The sequence below is a fragment of the Niabella hirudinis genome, from assembly GCF_051201075.1.
Taxonomy (GTDB): Bacteria; Bacteroidota; Bacteroidia; order Chitinophagales; family Chitinophagaceae; genus Niabella; species Niabella hirudinis.
On sequence record NZ_JBPEHJ010000005.1, the window covers coordinates 88,031 to 106,445 of the forward strand.

The window sequence follows — 18,415 nt, forward strand, 5'->3', positions numbered from 1 at the left end:
AGTTTTCAGCCTTGAGCATCCGGAATCAAGACAGATACCCGCCGTTCACCGCTCACGAATACCCTTTACGCGCTCTGCATCAGCACAGAAATAAGTTGCCCCAGGGTTTCATTCAACTTAAAAACCGCTTCCTTCAGCGCCCATTTTGTTTTATCTCGTTCGCCCACATAATTAGATACAGCCCTTACCTGAAGGAAGGGCACCGATTCCTGCAAGGCCACATAATGGAGCGCTGCGCCTTCCATCGATTCGATTTCCGCGCCCAGGTCATTTTTAAAATGCAGGATCGTATCCCTGTCTGTTGTAACCTCATTAACCGTAACGCCCATTGCCCGGCTCAGCCCCGAAAGCGCCATCAGCCCATGGTGTGGATTCAATAACCGTCCCCCGGTAAATGGCGGGGCATCTGCCTGCGCCAGCTGCAGGTCAAAAACGGATCGGCGCTGTCCTGCTTCCACCACGCCCAGGTCGCCAAAGCAATCACTGCTAACCACCGCCACAGCGCCCGGCGCATACTGCGTGGTAAAGCTACCGCCAATGCCGCCCTGCAGCACCAGGTCGTAGCGTTGCCGCGTTAGCTGTTTTGCAAGCCCATAAGCCGTGCATACCCCCCCAATACCGGCAACCACCACATCAACAGTGCCCTGCTCTTTCAACAAAGAATTTAAGGGGCCTATTTCCAGCTCCGTGGCCGCGATCAATAATATCTTTTTATGCATGTTCTTTTTAGCTGTTGCAAAAATGTTATACCTGATAAAATTTGTTCACAAACTACACGGATTGGCACAGAAGAACATTAAAATCTGTGGATGGCTGTGTTGTCTGTGAGAAAATAATGTGTTGTCCGCGAAGTTCGGCATTTTTATAATTGAGGGAAATGTTACCTTTGCAGTCTGTTTTTTTGAAAGGGGGGATCTTTTTTGGGTACGCTCCCTCTTCAGGGCTTGGCAATTGCCGGCTTACTTATTTATGATATATGGTATATCTCACAAGAATTGAACACTTTAATGCCGCGCACAAACTTTACAACCCCGCATGGACAGAGGCGCAGAATGAACAGATTTTTGGCAAATGCGCCAATAAAAACTGGCATGGGCATAATTATGAATTATACATTACGGTAAAAGGGGAACCGGATCCGGACACCGGTTTTGTATATGATGTAAAAAAATTGAGCGAGATCATCAAAGATCATATTATCGAAAAACTGGATCACCGCAACCTGAATGAGGACGTGGATTTTATGCAGGGAAAGTTGTGCAGCACTGAAAATCTGGCAATTGCTATATGGAATGAGCTAAGCCCGCATTTACCCGGGGGCGTACTGCTTCATTGCATAAAACTCTATGAAACGCCACGGATTTATGTGGAGTATTTTGGTTAAGTTTATACGTACCTTTATCCCGTATGAGAGTATCCGTATTCAGAAGAGAACATTTTAACGCGGCACACCGGCTCTATAACCCGGCATGGGACGATGCTACCAATGAAAAAGTCTTTGGAAAATGTTCTTTACCACATTACCACGGTCACAACTATGAGTTGGAAATAAAGGTAACCGGAGAAGTGGATCCTCAAACAGGTTTTGTAATGGATCTTAAAGTATTAAGCCAGCTGGTTGCAAAAAATATAATCGAGCAATTTGATCACCGGAATCTGAATCTGGATACCGATGTATTTAAACATAAAAATCCAACTGCAGAGAATATTGCAATCGTGATTTACGATCTCCTGCGTCCGCATATCCACAGCGATCATGACCTGCAGGTCCGGTTGTATGAAACCCCCAGAAATTTTGTTGAATATCCATCATCCTAAATGACCGGAAAATATGGCCTATAAAAGAGAAGACAGTTATAATGAGCCTGTAACCCAGGCGCTCATACAACATTATCAGCAGGTGATAGAACAGCTGGGCGAAAACCCGCAGCGGGAGGGATTGTTGAAAACACCGGAGCGTGTCGCCAAGGCCATGCAGGTGTTGACGCAGGGTTATTCGATGGATGCGCACGAGATCATTAACTCTGCAAAATTTCATGAGGATGTGAGCGAAATGATCATTGTAAAAGATATTGAACTGTACAGTCTTTGTGAGCATCACATGCTTCCTTTTTTTGGAAGGGCGCATGTGGCCTATATTCCCAACGGGTGGATTACCGGGCTTAGCAAGATTGCAAGGGTTGTAGACGTTTACTCGCACCGGCTTCAGGTGCAGGAGCGCCTGACCGTGCAGATCATGAATGCTATTAAAGAAACATTGAACCCACTGGGCGTGGCGGTAGTTATTGAGGCCAAACACCTGTGTATGATGATGCGGGGCGTTCAAAAGCAAAATTCTGAAACGACCACTTCGGCGTTTGACGGTGAGTTTCAGAAAAACTCAACCCGGAGCGAATTTTTAAAACTCATCAGCGCACGTTTAAGTTAAAAGAAAAAGAACCAAAATAAATTAGTGAATATGAAACAGGCAGTGGTATTTCCCGGGCAGGGCTCTCAATTTACGGGAATGGGAAAAGAGCATTATGACAACAACGCATTTGCAAAAAAATTGTTTGAGCAGGGCAACGAGATCCTGGGATTTCGCCTTTCCGATATCATGTTTACGGGAACTGCAGATGAGCTAAAGGAAACAAAAGTGACACAGCCTGCTGTTTTCCTGCATTCGATCGTGGCCTATAAGGTTATGGAGAACAACCGGCCGGATATGGTGGCCGGGCATTCGCTGGGCGAATTTTCTGCCCTGGTGGCCAACAATGTGTTGGCTTTTGAAGACGCCTTGCAGCTGGTTACCGTAAGGGCCAATGCTATGCAGAAGGCATGTGAACTACAGCCCTCTACTATGGCTGCGGTATTAAACCTGCCGGATGAAAAAGTGGAAGAAATCTGCAAGGCCATCCGGGAAGAAACAGGGGAGATCGTAGTTGCCGCCAATTATAATTGTCCGGGCCAGTTGGTTATCAGCGGCACAATCAAAGGAATTGAAATAGCAGTGGAACGTATGAAAGCCGCCGGCGCTAAGCGGGCGCTGGTACTGCCTGTTGGCGGGGCCTTTCACTCACCCTTAATGGAGCCTGCACGAAAAGAGCTGCAGGAAGCCATTGAAAAAACAGCCTTTCATCAGCCGGTTTGCCCTATTTACCAGAATGTGGTAGCCCGGCCTGTAATGGACAAGGATGCCATCAAGGAAAACCTGATTGCCCAGCTTACAGGCGCGGTACAATGGACCCAAACCATACAGGCCATGATTGCCAACGGCGCCGCCCGGTTTACGGAGGCCGGCCCCGGAAAGGTACTGCAGGGCCTGATCCAGAAGATCAATAAAGAAGTAACAGTAAATGGGGTTAGCTAACCCCATTTTTCATATATACCGGTTTACCGCCCATCCATCAACAGCATATCCCCTCATCATTTCTTCCTACCTTCGGAATGATCCGGAGTAACCGGGCCGGATAGGGTGTGCAAACATCGCCCGCAGAAATCTATTCAATCGCATATGACTGTACTTACATTTACACTGATCATGTTGTTGGGTGCTTTTTTGGCAGGTTTGATCGGCTCCTTATCCGGTCTTGGGGGAGGAGTCATCATCATTCCGCTGCTCACGATCGGAATGGGTGTTGACATTCACTACGCCATTGGAGCCGCATTGGTTTCTGTTATTGCCACATCATCAGGATCTGCCGCCGCTTATGTACGTGAAGGCATTACCAATATGCGCCTCGGGGTCTTTCTTGAGATCGCCACTACCACCGGGGCCGTTTGCGGAGCCCTCATTTCCTCAATAGCCCCCGGTTCCCTCATTGCGGTACTTTTTGGACTGACCCTGATCTTTTCTGCTATCAATTCGCTGCGAAAAAAAGAAGAGCATGTGTTGGAACAAAGCAGCCCGCTGGCCCGGAAACTAAAACTGGACGGCAGCTATCCGGATCATAATGACCAGCCGATCTCCTATGGTACAAAAAATGTACTGGGAGGATTAGGCATGATGGGTGTTGCCGGTATGATGTCCGGGCTGCTGGGTATCGGATCGGGAGCGTTTAAGGTTATTGCCATGGACAATATCATGCGCATCCCCTTTAAGGTTTCTACCACCACCAGTAATTTTATGATGGGAGTAACTGCCATCGCCAGCACCGTCATCTATCTGCAAAAGGGATATGTGCAGCCCGGTATCTGTATGCCCACGATGATCGGCGTGCTTTTCGGATCGATGACGGGATCCCGGATCCTGATCCGTTCAAACCCCGCCAAGCTCCGGATCTTCTTCGCAATCCTTATTTTACTATTGGCATTTAACATGATCTATAACGGCATTGCCGGAAGGATTTAAACCAGTTACAGATGCGAGAAAACAGGTTCACGGATAAAACATTACAAACTATTATAGGAACCCTGCTTCGTTACGGAGTATGGCTGGCACTGAGCATCGGTGCTATCGGAGGCGCTGTATACCTTGTAAAACATGGCCGGGAACCCATGCACTACGCCAGTTTTACCGAAACCGACAAGAGCATCGGGCAATTGCTGAAAGAAATGATCGCCGGGATCGAAAGCCACAGCGGCACTTCCATTATTTTCCTGGGGATCATCCTGCTCTTCCTGACTCCCGCGCTGCGTCTTGTCTTCTCCTTTATTGCATTCCTGATAGAAAAAGATTACCTGTATGTACTCGTCACATTTATTGTAATGGCGATTATAGGCGTCAGCATTTCGCTGGGATACCATCATTAGGAGGATCTGGAGAAGCCTGGGTGCAATTCAAATTTTCGCTGTCAGGCTGAGCTTTATTTCAGCATCTATACATATTGTTGTGCAACATCCCGGGGCGGCCCGGGATGACTTCCCGGGTAATGTTGCTTCTATGGGCTGCAACAATTTGAAAGCCCCCCCAAACCTCCGGTCCTGGCGACTTCGTGGCCAATTTAGTATTTTCGCGTAAACAGACATCCTTACTATGCCTGCACATACAGATACGCTTTCTTCATTTGCCCCCGGCAGCAGGGGAATTGCCCGTGCAACAGGCAGCGACACCCAACTGCTTGCCGGTTTTATGATCCTGTGGTTCCTCATCAACAGCCTGCAGGCTGCCTTCCTCGGCATAGATGGGGATGAAGCCTATTACTGGATGCTGGCACAAAACCTGCAGTGGGGTTATTTTGACCATCCCCCCATGGTGACGCTCTTTATCCGGCTGGGCGAGCTTTTAGGGCATGGGCCGTTTTTTACGCGGCTGGGTACTATTTTATTATCAACCTGCTCCATTGCGCTCGTTTATAAAGGCCTTCCCGGTTACCTGCAAAAGATTAAATGGTTTATACTGTTGTATGCCTCCACCCTGGTTTTGAATGTGTATGCCTTCATCACTACCCCGGATGCAGCCCTGTTCTTTTTTGCGGCCCTGTTCTTCTCGAGGTATAAATGCTTTTTAAATCAAAAGAACCTTATCAACAGCCTCTGGCTGGCTATCGCCATTACCGGGATGTTTTACAGCAAATATCACGGCATCCTGCTGGTGGGCTTTGTAGTGCTCTCCAACCTGAGGCTGCTGGGCAATAAATATTTCTGGCTGATCGTACTGATGGTATCCCTGCTCTTTGTTCCCCATCTTTACTGGCAATACCTGAACGACTGGCCAACAGTACGCTTTCATCTGATAGAACGCATCGCCAAAAAATACCGGATAAGTTACACGACCGACTATCTGCTGGGGCAGGTATTGATCTGGGGACCGCTGATATCCCTGTTGTTCTACGCCTCCGTCTTTAAATTAAAGATCCGCGATGCGCTGATGCGTGCCCACGTTTTTATGTTTGCCGGCACATTGATCTTTTTCCTTTTTTCCTCCTTCAAAAACACGGTGGAACCACACTGGACCATGATCGCTGCCATCTCTTATATTGCGCTCTTTTTATCATTGGCCGTTAATGGCCGCCCAAAGTTCCAGCGGCTGCTTTTAAAAACAGCATGGTGCAATATTGGCCTCATCCTGCTGGCCCGCATCCTCTTCCTGGTGCCCAACGGGCCCGCAAATCTTATCAAACACTTCCGTTCCTTTTCCTATGCCCGCGTATGGGCCAATACGGTTTATGAAAAAGCGGGCCGTACGCCTGTAGTATTCTCCAATTCTTACGCATTGCCTTCGCTTTACCGGTATTACCATCCCGATGCGCAAACCACAGGATACAATGATAAAGGCTACCGCAAAACAAATTTTAATATCACGGATGATCATACTTTAAATGGCAGGGATGTGCTTTATTATACGCAGAACACCAGCGTGCAGCCCGGGAGGGGTACCCCAATTGAAACGGTTTACAACTCCGGCCGGCTTTTATCGCTGCCGCAGTACCATTCGCTCAACGGGTTAAGAATTGTATTGGAGCACCCCACCAAAGAAATAAAATATGGGAGCGAACAACCGATGATGCTTACTATCATCAACAAAAGCGGGCAGGTGCAGGCGCTGGAATCAAAACTCCGGATAGATTATGCCTTCCTGATCGAAAAATACAATTTTATTAATTCGGATTCCAGCTTCGCGCTTCCCCCGAAAACACTCAGGCCCGGCGAAAGCATTCAGCTGAGCATACCCGTTAAAGCGCCGCAGCAACCCGGAAAGTACCGGCTATTGTTTTCATTTGTTAATGATTTTATACCGGGAAACTTTGCCAGTAATTTTTATCAGATCAAGGTTAATGGGGAATAATTTGGGAATGTGGGAATGTGAAAATGAAGCTCCCGTTCCGCTTCGATGATCTTTACTCCGATCTATATTCTAAAGACAATAGACCCTGGATTTTAGACAATAGACATCTGCTGTCTGGTATCCAGCATCCAGTATCCAGCATCCAGATTTCAGCCATCAAGCCAGGTTTCAACTTTGAACGTGAAATTTTGAACATGAAACAAACCTATTTCCCCGGTGCCATCAGCTGGTTCCGGATCAGCCGGTTATTATATTGCTGAATAAATGCTTTCACTTTCTGCTCCATTGCTGCGACTCTTTGTGCTGAATCCTGCAGCAAGTCTGTTTTCATTAAGCGATCCCGTTTAAAGTTGTACAGTCCCGTGGATTTTTTACCATCAAAAAAGAGCAGGTAATCCCCATCAATCCAGCGGTGCCCTCCGGAGTATTGGTACGTAAAGCCCGGCCCTTTCCGGTTCAGCACATTTTCACCAAAAGCCAGGTAGGGTCTGGGATAATGCAGGTAACCCAGCACGGTGGGCATAATATCCAATTGCTGTATCACACCCGGGTCCACTCCCCTGAAACTGCTGTCGCCCGGGGCATACAGGATAATAGGGATGGCAATATCGCCCCAGGCATTCTGGTATTCCGGATGATAGGAAACGGTGGCATGATCGGCCGATATCACAAAAAGCGTATTATGGAACCAGGGTTGATCTTTTGCTTTGTCAAAAAACTTCCGGAGGGCCATATCGGTATAGCTGATGCACTCCATTACCGGCAAGGGGCCTTTCTTAAACTTACCTTCATATTGCGCTGGTACTTTGAATGGATGATGCGATGATACTGAAAAGATACCGGAAAAAAAGGGCTGCGGAAAATGATTTAACTTTTGTTCAAAAAACTGGAAGAAGGGCTCATCCCAGATACCCCAGATGCCATCATAATCGGCATCATTATTATATTCGGTTTTCCCAAAATAATGTTCAATCCCGATCATTTTTGTGTATGACAAAAACCCCATCGACCCGTTGGGCGCCCCATGAAAAAAAGAAGTATGATACCCTTCATTTGCCAGTAGTTTTGGCAAACTCCTCGTGCTGTCCGATACATAGGGCGTTAACACAAAAGGATCCAGCCCACTGGGAATACTTGAAAAAATGGAAGGGATGGCATCGATCGACTTGCGGCCGTTTGCAAAAGAGTTCCAGTAGATCTTACTAACGGCGGCCAGCGAATCAAGAAACGGTGTAAACCCGGTATACCGGCCGTTGTCGAGCTCCCTATTATAAAAACCTACCGACTCCTTTCCAAAGCTTTCAAGGATGATGACCACTACGTTCTTTTTAACAAATGGCAGCGAATCGGCCGGGGTATGCAGGGGCGAATAAATGCCGGCGAGGTCCGCATCGGAAAAATAATGCAGCTCTTTCAGTGGCTTTACCCCCATGGTGCGGATAAAAACAAAAGGCGTGTTCAATACCAGGTATACCTCATGCGAGCGTTTTACATAAACTCCCGCATCGCCTACGGTAATGGGGCGTGTGCTATGCCGGAACCCACCCCGGATACCGCCGATAGCCAAAACAATGCCCGCCAGAAAGATCACGGATGCCTTTATATAATAAATGGTTCCCCGCAACGGAGCCGGTTGTTCCCGGACTTTCACCCTCCGGTAAAGAAATACCATCAGTGCTATCAATCCCGCAAAGATCAATACCACGTACCAGTAATCGATCAGGAAATTAAATGCAAGTCCGGATTTGTTCTGCTCATGTGCAAACTCGCTAAAAACGCTGGTGGTAGTGCGTCTTAACGTAAAACGGTAGTAGATAAAGTCGATACAATTCAGCAGCAATGCGATGCCGTTTGTACAATAAAATACCCACTGAATCAAACGCTGGTAACGTTTGTGCGTCCGCAGCTTATACGGAACCGGAACCGTCATCAGGAAAATGAGCAGACCATTAAAATACAGCATAGCCGCTACATCAAACCGCAACCCGCCTATAAGGATCTTAACCCAATCTGCAGCCCCGATCCCCGGAAACAGTGGTGTGTTCAGTATATAGAACAGGAACCGGCAGATAAAAAAAAGGAACAGCACCAGCAGGATGCGGTATAAAAATGTTCCGTAATAGCTCAGGGCCCAGGTTCCTTTTCTTCCGTTCATATTTACCAAAAATTAAATTTACTGCTCTTTTGCCGGGTCTGCAACTGTTGCGGATGATCCGTTCCGTTCGCGGCCAAACAGGATAAAGATTGCAGACAGGGCTATTACCAGCGTAACCAGGTAAAAGCTTAAACTCACCGATACCGCTAAGTCTTTATCCAGGCCGAAGGTACCGGCACCCCAAACAATAGCCACTTCTCTTGCGCCCAAACCTCCTACACTAAAAGGAAACAGGGAGGCGAGGGAGGATAAGAGAAAGATTGCAAAGTAGGGCCAGTAGGCCGTTTTGCAACCTAATGCCGCCAGTATAAATGCTACCGTCACCAGCTGGAGCGATTGGGTACAAATACCCAATAAATGAGTGGTAAAAAAATGACGGCTGAGGCGGCTGAAATAACGGCGCAGTACAAAATAATACACTACCGTACCAACTCCGAAGGCAGCCAGGATCCAGGTACTATATTGTCTTACTTCCGGCATGGTAAGGCTAAAACAGGAGACCAGGAATCCCAGTCCCCACAATCCTGCCAGCCGGTCGAAAAAAACAGCGGAAAACACATCCTTATGCGTGGTATCGTAGCGTTGTTTTAATACGATGATCTTATAGCCATCGCCTCCCAGGCCACTGGGTAAAAACAGGTTGTAAAACATTCCCAGCAGGTACAGACGTATGTTGGAACGCACGGGAATCGGAAGCCCGATATTCCGGAAAAAATAAAGCAGCCGGAAAGAAGTGACCACCTGGCAAATGATAAAAACCGCTACGGCGGGAACCAGCCACCAACTATTGGCCTCTTTCCACAATCTGCGCACGGCAGCCAGATCTACCTTGGTATACACCAGCCACAAAGCCAGCAGGGTAAAAGCTATTTTCAGTGCGGGTTTTAAAATATTCCAGACCTTCTTTTTATCCATATTTCCACTGCAAACTTCGGCTAAATTGTTAAATCGGCTGGCGATTTTTTTCGGACAATCGCCAAAAGTAGCGATACCCATTCCGGAATAAAGTGCGTACGATGGCGTAAATTAGATACGGCATTTTTAATCAACCAATTTTCTTAACGCAAAACAATTCCCCAGATGAAACCAATATTCTCATTTGTTGCTGCTTTAGCAATGCTCAGCATACTACTTTGTGGCTGCCAGAAAAATTATAATCCTGAGCAAAAATTATCATTAACCGCGCAAAATCAGAATGACGCTCAAAAGCTGGCTAAAGCCACCAGCCCCGGTTACGAGCCCAACGAAATACTGGTAAAATTTAAAGACGATATTTTGTCCTCAAAAAAAACGGAGATTCTGAATAAGATCAACGGACATATAAAGGAAAAAATCATGACCAAACTGATGGAAAAGATGGGCCACAAGGAAGGCATTTCCCTGCTGGAAGCAGGCACGGGTACCATGGCTACGATTGAGAAATTAAAGGGATTTCCTGAAGTGGAATATGCGGAGCCCAATTATATCTACCAGCATTTTGAAGTTTCCAACGATCCTTACTTCTTAAACGGCGCCCTTTGGGGCATGTATGGTGCAGCCACTAAACCCGCTAACAGTTACGGCAGCCAGGCTGCTGCCGCCTGGTCGTCCGGGCATACCGGATCGGCAACCGTGTACATTGGCATCATTGACGAAGGATATATGTATATGCATGAGGACCTCCAGGCCAATGCGGGGGTAAACCCCCGGGAAATTCCCGGCAATCGCATTGACGATGATCACAACGGATATATTGATGACGTATACGGCTGGGATTTTGTAAGCAATAACAACTCGGTGTTTGATGGCGTTAGCGATGATCACGGCACCCACGTGGCCGGCACTATCGGAGCCGTAGGCGGCAACGGCAAAGGTGTAGCGGGCATCTGCTGGAACGTAAAACTCCTCAGCGGAAAGTTTCTGGGTACAAATGGCGGTACCACTGCCAATGCCATAAAAGCGATCGACTATTTTACCAATCTGAAGCTGAGCCAGGGGCTCAATATAGTGGCCACCAATAATTCCTGGGGGGGCGGCGGCTTTTCGCAGGCTTTGCAGGATGCCATTGAACGCGCCAATAATGCAGGAATCCTGTTTATAGCTGCCGCAGGAAATGCCGGCAGTAACAATGATACCAAACCCAGTTACCCGGCCAGTTATTCCAATACCAATATTATTTCCGTAGCAGCCATTACCAGCACCGGGGCATTGGCGAGCTTCTCGAACTATGGCAGTGCAACCGTGGATTTAGGTGCGCCCGGAGCCTCCATTTACTCAACCGTGCCGGTAAGCCTCAAAAAAGGAAAAATAGGTTCGGGTTATGCATCTTATAGCGGCACTTCCATGGCTACGCCGCACGTTACAGGAGCCGTTGCATTATACGCATCCACACATCCCGGCGCAACGGCTGCCGTTATTAAAAATGCGATTCTCTCAGCAACAACGCCCACCTCCTCCCTCGCGGGCAAATGTGTCACCGGCGGGCGGTTAAATGTCAGTTCCTTTTAAGCGAGGCCCAAAGAGTAATTGAACAAAGAGGGAACCTGTCAGCCAGCCGGTAGACAGGTTCCCTCTTCGTGTGTCCCCTCATTGACTTACGGGATCCGGCAGGCAAAACAACCTGACGCATATACATACACCAAGGAGCCAAGACGAAGCAGGATTCCGCTGCAAAAAAATGGCACATAATCTCATTGAAAGCAAAAAAAGATCTTCGTATCTTCATCAGCATGAAGCATTAAGCCGATGAGTACAGGATTTTGCGCCCGATTTCAGGCTTTAACTCGTAAATGACCACCATTGTTTCAAAACCGCATCACAAAACTATTCCGCATCAGCTATCCCATCATCCAGGCGGGTATGGTTTGGACGAGCGGCTGGCGACTGGCAAGCGCTGTCAGCAACGCCGGAGCATTGGGCCTTATTGGCGCCGGCTCAATGTACCCGGATGTACTGAAGGAGCACATCCGGAAATGCAAGGCCGCCACTTCCAGACCCTTTGGTGTCAATCTGCCGCTGTTGTATCCGGAACCCGAAGCGCATATCCGCACAATTATCGGGGAAAATGTACCGGTTGTTTTTACCAGCGCGGGAAATCCTAAAACCTGGACACCCGTTTTAAAAGATGCCGGTATCACTGTAGTACATGTGGTCAGCAGCAGCAAATTTGCCCTGAAGGCGCAGGAGGCAGGCTGTGATGCCGTTGTAGCCGAAGGCTTTGAAGCAGGTGGCCATAACGGGCGGGAAGAAACCACCTCAATGGTACTGATTCCGCTGGTGGCCGCAGCCGTGCAGATACCGGTAATTGCAGCGGGGGGTATTGCTACCGGGCAACAGATGCTGGCCGCTTTTGCGTTGGGTGCCGAAGGCGTACAGGCCGGAAGCCGGTTTGTTGCCAGCGAAGAAGCTTCCTGCCATCCCGATTTTAAAAAACGGGTTGTCGATGTGGGGGAAGGCGATACCGAACTTTCATTAAAACAACTGGCACCGGTACGTCTTTTAAAAAACAATTTTTATCAGCAGGTAAAGGCAACAGAGCTTAAAGGCGCCACACCTCAACAGCTGACCGAACTGCTGGGCCGGGGACGCGCTAAAAGAGGAATGTTTGAAGGAGACCTCGAAAACGGAGAACTTGAAATTGGCCAGGCTGCAGCCTCCATCGGATCGATCCGCCCCGCGGCTGAAATTGTTGCAGAACTGTGGACGGGTTTTAAATCTGCTCTTGCCCGCCTCCACGCGTAATATCCATTCAACCCAAACCATTGTTTACGGGAAATGAACACTCGTTATAATTTGAAGAACCGGTTTTCCCCGGCAAGGCACACAACATTTCTGCTTTGTTGCCTGCTGACCCTGCCGTTCACCGGTTTTGGCCAGCAGTTTACGATCCTTGAAAAAAAGGTAGATGCCAACAACCAGAGCAACTATGACACTCCACGGGAAAAACTATTTGTTCATTATGACCGTCCCTATTACAAGGTTAAAGACACTATCTGGATGAAAGGCTATATCCTTGCTGCAAACAGCAATACCATAACCGACAGCAGCGGCATCGCTTATATTGAGATCATCAATACCGCCAGCGAAGTAGTAAAAAGAACCGCAGCCCCCTGCTACTGGGGACGATTTCAATGCAGCATTCCGCTGGCAGCCGACAATTTTCCCCAGGGCAGTTATACATTGCGGGCCTATACCAACTGGATGCGCAATTTTGGCGATTCGCTGCTGTATGAAAGTCGCTTTACCATCATCAACCCAAGGGCAGACGAATGGAACGCAAGTATCCGGGAAGTAGCATTTGCCGGTAACCGTATTTCCCTGTCCGCCGGGTTAACCACCAATACCCTTGCCCCTATTGCCCGAAAAAACGTCACGGTGAAAATCCGGTCCAAAAACCGGAACCTGCTCCGCCTGCAAACCCAAACCGATGGGGAAGGCAACCTTGTTATTGACACATTGCTTAAAAACAACGCGGATAACAAGGATCTGGTTATTGAAATTGCAGACAAGGAAGATCTCAAAATACAGTTCCCCGTTAAAACCAGCGGGCAAGCAGCCATTGATCTCCAGTTCCTGCCGGAAGGCGGCAGCTTTATTGCCGGCAAAAAACAGCAGCTGGGCTTTAAGGCGCTTAATGTGTATGGTAAAGAAGTTGCGGTTAAAGGAGTCATCCGGGATGCCCAGGGTAAGGAAGTTGCAAAATTTGCCTCTATTCATAAAGGAATGGGCCTTGTTTCCTTTACGCCGCAGCAGGGCAACCACTATACCGCATTTCCTGAAAACGGGAAGCCGGTGCAACTGCCGAACCCACAGCCCTCAGGTACACTATTACAGGTACGGACAGATCCCGCATCTGGTGATATCCTGACAACGATCGATGGAACGCCGGATCTCTATGGCCGGAGTTACTATTTTACCGCCACAGCTGCGGGAATCTCATTTGCCAAAGGAGCGGTCACCCTGTCACCCACCCCCATAAAAATACCTATCGCTAAAAAGGTAATCCCCTCCGGCATTGCAAGGCTGACCCTTTATGACAGTCTTATGCAACCCGTAAATGAACGGGCTGTTTTTATCTGGCATAGCGATGGACTGCAATTATCGCTGGTTTCTGATAAAGATGTATACCAGCTGAAAGACAGCGTCTCACTTTCACTCACTGCCCAGTCACCCGGGAAGCAACATCGCTCCGGCAGCTTTTCGATAGCCGTTATTGACACCAGCCAGATGGGAATTGATCCGCAGTCGGAAAACATCCTGAGCTATATGCTCCTGAGCTCCGACCTGAAAGGAACCATCGAAGATCCCTATTATTATTTCCAAAACCCTTTACCCCAGGCCGTTGAGGCGCTGATGCTTACCCAGGGCTGGGTACGTTATGAATGGCAGCCGGCGGGTTTTAAATTTAACAGGGAAATAGAGTTTACGATCACCGGGAAGGCCACCAATGTTTTTAATAAACCATTAGCCCATACAAAAGTGATCGTGTATGGTAAAGAAGGAAAAAACGGCATATTCCTGATGGACACTACCACCAACGAAAATGGCTTATTTACACTGACCCACTTCCCGTATTTTACCAACGACAGCATCAGCATGGTCATGCAGGCTTTTAATAAAAAAGGCCGAGCCTTTAATATCGGCATCGAATTAAATGAGCCCACATTCCCGTCCTACAGCGGGAGTCTGGCTTCCATGGGGCAGCAGAATATTTTACTGGACACCGCCACCGCCCATTTTGTAAATAAGCAAATGGATATCCGCAAACTGATCCGGAAGAACGGCGAGTTCCTGGACGAGGTAGTAGTAAAAACAACCGCCGCGATCACAGGTTCCAAAAACCTGAACAAAAATGGCGGCGCCGACCAGGTGATCCGTGAAGCCACACTGGATAAAACACCCAAACAAACCCTGCTGGATGTTTTATACAAACAGGTAAAGGGGTTTGCCCTGGGCTCAATACCTAAAAGTAACAAACTGCTTTATACGATCAACTCCAACTATGTACGGTTTATTATCGATGGAGTCGATCTTCACACCATCTACGATCCGCTGGAAACATTTTACGAACCAGCATACGAAAGCACTAACTATAACAGTTATCAGGCCTTCCTGGATGCGTACTTAAAATATTTTTCGGCGGAGGATATACGGGCTATTGAAATCATGAACACGACAAAATTCAACAGCACCTACCGCTCTGCATTTTTAGGCATGCAGACAAGAATGAAGTTCGGTGCAGCAACCAGGGATTTTTCATTTATAGAGATCACCACCCGCTCCGGCGCCGGCCCTTTTATAAAAAAAATACCGGGCATCTACCTGTACAAACCGGTAGCGCCGGTGCTGGCAAAACAATTTTACAGCCCGCGCTATACCACGCCCAATGAAAAAGCGGTGCTACCCGATCTGCGCACTACTGTATACTGGAACCCCGAAGTGATCACCGATCATGACGGAAAAGCAACCATTTCCTTTTATACATCAGAAAGCCCGGGCGGCTATATGATCATTGTCCAGGGGGCAAGCCTTGGCGGTGAGCTGGGTATATTGTACCAGCCCCTGAAAGTCGAAGAAGCCAAAAATTAAAAATATTTATCTTCACCAGTAAATGGATCCCTTATGATAAAACAGCAAATCCGGCCTTGGCTGCCTCAATCAATAATAAATGCGAAACCGGTTTAAACTTTTTCTGATCAGAACGATCCATCTATTGATCCCAAGATGGACGTTTTAAATTTTCAACAGGTTTTCATTCAACCTAACAATTGTGTACAAAAATGAAGAATATTTTCAAATTAAAATCCCGGATAACAAATGCAGCATTTCTGCTCTGCTTTTCGCTGGCCGCGCCGGTTGCAGGTTTTAGCCAGCTGTTTAATGCGCTGGAAAAAAAGATAGATGCTAATGACCGGGGCAGCTATAATACCCCCAGGGAAAAACTGTTTGTCCATTATGACCGTCCCTATTATAAAGTAGGCGACACCATCTGGATGAAGGGCTATATTCTTGCTGCCAGCAACAATACCATCACCGATAGTACCGGCATTGCCTATATCGAAATTATCAATACCGCCAACGAAGTAGTAAAAAGAACCGCCGCACCCTGCTACTGGGGACGCTTTCAAAGCAGCATTGTATTAACCGAAAACAATTTCCCCCAGGGAAGCTATATCCTGCGGGCCTATACCAACTGGATGCGCAATTTTGGCGATTCGCTGCTGTATGAAAGTCGCTTTACCATCATCAACCCCAGGGCAGACGAATGGAACGCACGTATCCGGGAAGTAGCATTTGCCGGTAACCGTATTTCCCTGTCCGCCGGGTTAACCACCAATACTCTTGCCCCTATTGCCCGAAAAAACGTCACAGTGAAAATCCGGTCCAAAAACCGGAACCTGCTCCGCCTGCAAACCCAAACCGATGGGGAAGGAAATCTCTACATCGACACATTGCTTAAAAACAACGCGGATAACAAGGACCTGGTTATTGAAATTGCAGACAAGGAAGATCTCAAAATACAGCTCCCCGTTAAAACCAGCGGGCAGGCAGCCATTGATCTCCAGTTCCTGCCAGAAGGCGGCAGCTTTATTGCCGGCAAAAAACAGCAGCTGGGCTTTAAGGCGCTTAACGTATATGGGAAGGGCGTTGCGGTTAAAGGAGTCATCCGGGATGCCCAGGGTAATGAAATTGCAAAATTTGCTGCTATTCATAAAGGAATGGGCCTTGTTTCCTTTACGCCGCAGCAGGGCAACCACTATACCGCATTTCCTGAAAACGGGAAGCCGGTGCAACTGCCCGATCCACAATCTTCGGGCACCCTGTTGCAGGTACAGACAAGTCCTGCTACTGACAGCATCCGGGTGTTGATTGACGGCACTCCGGATCTCTACGGCAAAAAGTACTATTTTACGGCCACCGCCAAGGGAATCGCTTTTGCTAAGGGCCCCCTGACCATTTCAACAAATCCGGCGCAGCTCCGCATTTCCAAAGAAATGATACCCTCCGGCATCACACGGTTTACTATTTATGACAGCCTTATGCGCCCTGTAAATGAGCGGGCTGTTTTTATCTGGCATCATGATCCGCTGCAATTATCATTGGCCTCCGGCAAAGAAGTATACCGGAAAAAGGACAGTGTTTCACTCTTGCTCACGGCCCAAAACCCCGAAAAACAGTTTGTCTCCGGCAGCTTCTCCATAGCCGTTATCGATACCAGCCAGGTAGGAATCGATCCGCAGTCGGAAAACATCCTGAGCTATATGCTCCTGAGCTCCGACCTGAAAGGAACCATCGAAGATCCCTATTATTATTTCGGGAATCCTTTAGCCGGAGCCGTAGATGCATTGATGCTGACCCAGGGTTGGGTCCGTTATGAATGGCAGCCATCAACTTTTAAATTCAACCGGGAAAAAGAATTTATGATCAGCGGAAAGGCCACCAACATTTTTAATAAACCCTTCGCTCATACAAAAGTGGTCCTGTTTGGAAAAGAGGGCAAAAAGGGCACTTTCCTGATGGACACCACCACCAATGCCAATGGCATATTTACGCTGGCGCATTTTCCTTATTTTAACAACGACAGCGTTAACCTGGTTATAGAAGCATTTAATAAAAGAGGGCGCGCTTTTAATATCGGGATCGAATTAAATGAACCCTCATTCCCCTCTTACAGCGGAGTCCTTGCTTCTATGGCGCAGCAGAATATTTTGCTGGACACGGCCACCGCTCACTTTGTAAATAAACAAATGGCCATCCGCAAGCTGATCCGGAAACACGGGGACTACCTCGATGAAGTGGTCGTAAAAACAACGGCTGCCGTCCCCGGTTCAAAAAATCTGAATAAAAATGGTGGTGCCGACCAGATAATTAATGAAGCCGCACTGGATAAAACCCCTAAGCTATCCCTGCTGGACGTTTTGTACAAACAGGTGAAAGGATTTTACCTGGGTTCACCGCCAAGGAGCACCCAGCTTACGTATATGATTGGTGGCAATAGGGTCCGGTTTATCATCGATGGCGTTGATCTTCATTTTTTTTATAGCCGGGAGGGAGGATCCGGAGCCCCCAACGATTACCAGCTATTTCTTGATGGCTATTTAAAATATTTTTCGGCTGAAGATATACGGGCTATTGAAGTTATGAATACTCCAAAATTCAACAGCTCCTACCGCTCCGAGTTTTTAAGCATCCAGGAACAAATGAACTCCGGTCCTGCTACCAGGGATTTTTCGTTTGTAGAAATCACTACCCGATCGGGGGCAGGTCCTTTTGCAAAAAAAACACCGGGCATCTATCTCTACAAGCCGGTAGCGCCGGTGCTGGCAAAACAATTCTATAGTCCGCGCTATACAACGCCCGATGAAAAAACCACTGCACCGGATTTGCGCACCACCGTATACTGGAACCCGGAAGTGATTACGGATAAGAGCGGGAAAGCGCGGGTCTCCTTTTATACATCGGAAAGCGCGGGCAACTATATGATCATTGTGCAGGGCACCAACCTTGTTGGCGGATTGGGTGTATTGTACCAGCCCCTGAAAATTGAAGAGCCTAACAATTAGGAAATTGGTACT

Annotated in this window: 14 protein-coding genes; 11 read left to right on the forward strand and 3 right to left on the reverse strand. The window is 47.9% G+C overall.

Annotated features, from left to right (window positions below):
* Positions 1 to 65: 65 nt before the first annotated feature.
* Positions 66 to 719 (reverse strand): futalosine hydrolase, encoded by a 654-nt coding sequence (gene mqnB, locus GGU45_RS11230; RefSeq protein WP_435224752.1) that lies wholly within the window; start codon positions 717 to 719, stop codon positions 66 to 68.
* Between the two features lie 257 nt (positions 720 to 976).
* On the opposite strand from mqnB, the gene GGU45_RS11235 reads away from it, so the two are divergent.
* From GGU45_RS11235 to GGU45_RS11265, 7 genes are all read left to right on the forward strand, one after another.
* A complete protein-coding gene (locus GGU45_RS11235; protein ID WP_435224753.1) occupies positions 977 to 1,384 on the forward strand; it encodes a 6-pyruvoyl trahydropterin synthase family protein in 408 nt (135 codons plus the stop codon).
* Between the two features lie 23 nt (positions 1,385 to 1,407).
* Entirely contained in the window at positions 1,408 to 1,818 is a 411-nt protein-coding gene (locus tag GGU45_RS11240) for a 6-pyruvoyl trahydropterin synthase family protein (RefSeq protein ID WP_435224754.1), read from the forward strand.
* A gap of 13 nt (positions 1,819 to 1,831) precedes the next feature.
* On the forward strand, positions 1,832 to 2,428 hold the full coding sequence (folE, locus tag GGU45_RS11245; RefSeq protein ID WP_435224755.1) for a GTP cyclohydrolase I FolE: 597 nt from the start codon (positions 1,832 to 1,834) through the stop codon (positions 2,426 to 2,428).
* A 30-nt stretch (positions 2,429 to 2,458) separates the two neighbouring features.
* On the forward strand, positions 2,459 to 3,349 hold the full coding sequence (gene fabD / locus GGU45_RS11250) for an ACP S-malonyltransferase (RefSeq protein ID WP_435224757.1): 891 nt from the start codon (positions 2,459 to 2,461) through the stop codon (positions 3,347 to 3,349).
* A 144-nt stretch (positions 3,350 to 3,493) separates the two neighbouring features.
* Positions 3,494 to 4,330: a sulfite exporter TauE/SafE family protein gene (locus tag GGU45_RS11255; RefSeq protein WP_435224759.1), complete on the forward strand. Its 837-nt coding sequence runs from the start codon at positions 3,494 to 3,496 to the stop codon at positions 4,328 to 4,330.
* Positions 4,331 to 4,341: 11 nt separating this feature from the next.
* Complete coding sequence (locus GGU45_RS11260; protein WP_435224761.1) at positions 4,342 to 4,731, forward strand: DUF1634 domain-containing protein; 390 nt, start codon at positions 4,342 to 4,344, stop codon at positions 4,729 to 4,731.
* Positions 4,732 to 4,954: 223 nt separating this feature from the next.
* A complete protein-coding gene (locus tag GGU45_RS11265; protein ID WP_435224763.1) occupies positions 4,955 to 6,706 on the forward strand; it encodes an ArnT family glycosyltransferase in 1,752 nt (583 codons plus the stop codon).
* Between the two features lie 205 nt (positions 6,707 to 6,911).
* On the opposite strand, the gene GGU45_RS11270 is transcribed toward GGU45_RS11265, so the two are convergent.
* The gene (locus GGU45_RS11270; protein WP_435224765.1) at positions 6,912 to 8,861 is read right to left on the reverse strand and encodes an LTA synthase family protein; all 1,950 of its coding nucleotides are present in this window, start codon (positions 8,859 to 8,861) and stop codon (positions 6,912 to 6,914) included.
* Positions 8,862 to 8,879: 18 nt separating this feature from the next.
* A complete protein-coding gene (locus GGU45_RS11275; protein WP_435224766.1) occupies positions 8,880 to 9,776 on the reverse strand; it encodes a lysylphosphatidylglycerol synthase transmembrane domain-containing protein in 897 nt (298 codons plus the stop codon).
* Positions 9,777 to 9,941: 165 nt separating this feature from the next.
* Between GGU45_RS11275 and GGU45_RS11280 the strand changes: the two genes are divergently transcribed.
* The 4 genes from GGU45_RS11280 to GGU45_RS11295 all read left to right on the forward strand — a co-directional run bounded on the left by GGU45_RS11280 (position 9,942) and on the right by GGU45_RS11295 (position 18,403).
* Positions 9,942 to 11,348 carry a S8 family peptidase gene (locus GGU45_RS11280; RefSeq protein WP_435224767.1) on the forward strand — a complete coding sequence of 469 codons (1,407 nt, stop codon included), beginning with the start codon at positions 9,942 to 9,944 and terminating at the stop codon, positions 11,346 to 11,348.
* A gap of 291 nt (positions 11,349 to 11,639) precedes the next feature.
* Positions 11,640 to 12,581 (forward strand): NAD(P)H-dependent flavin oxidoreductase, encoded by a 942-nt coding sequence (locus tag GGU45_RS11285; protein WP_435224769.1) that lies wholly within the window; start codon positions 11,640 to 11,642, stop codon positions 12,579 to 12,581.
* A gap of 33 nt (positions 12,582 to 12,614) precedes the next feature.
* Positions 12,615 to 15,428, forward strand: a complete 2,814-nt coding sequence (locus tag GGU45_RS11290) for a hypothetical protein (RefSeq protein ID WP_435224771.1) — start codon at positions 12,615 to 12,617, stop codon at positions 15,426 to 15,428.
* Between the two features lie 191 nt (positions 15,429 to 15,619).
* Positions 15,620 to 18,403: a hypothetical protein gene (locus GGU45_RS11295; protein ID WP_435224772.1), complete on the forward strand. Its 2,784-nt coding sequence runs from the start codon at positions 15,620 to 15,622 to the stop codon at positions 18,401 to 18,403.
* Positions 18,404 to 18,415: the final 12 nt, after the last annotated feature.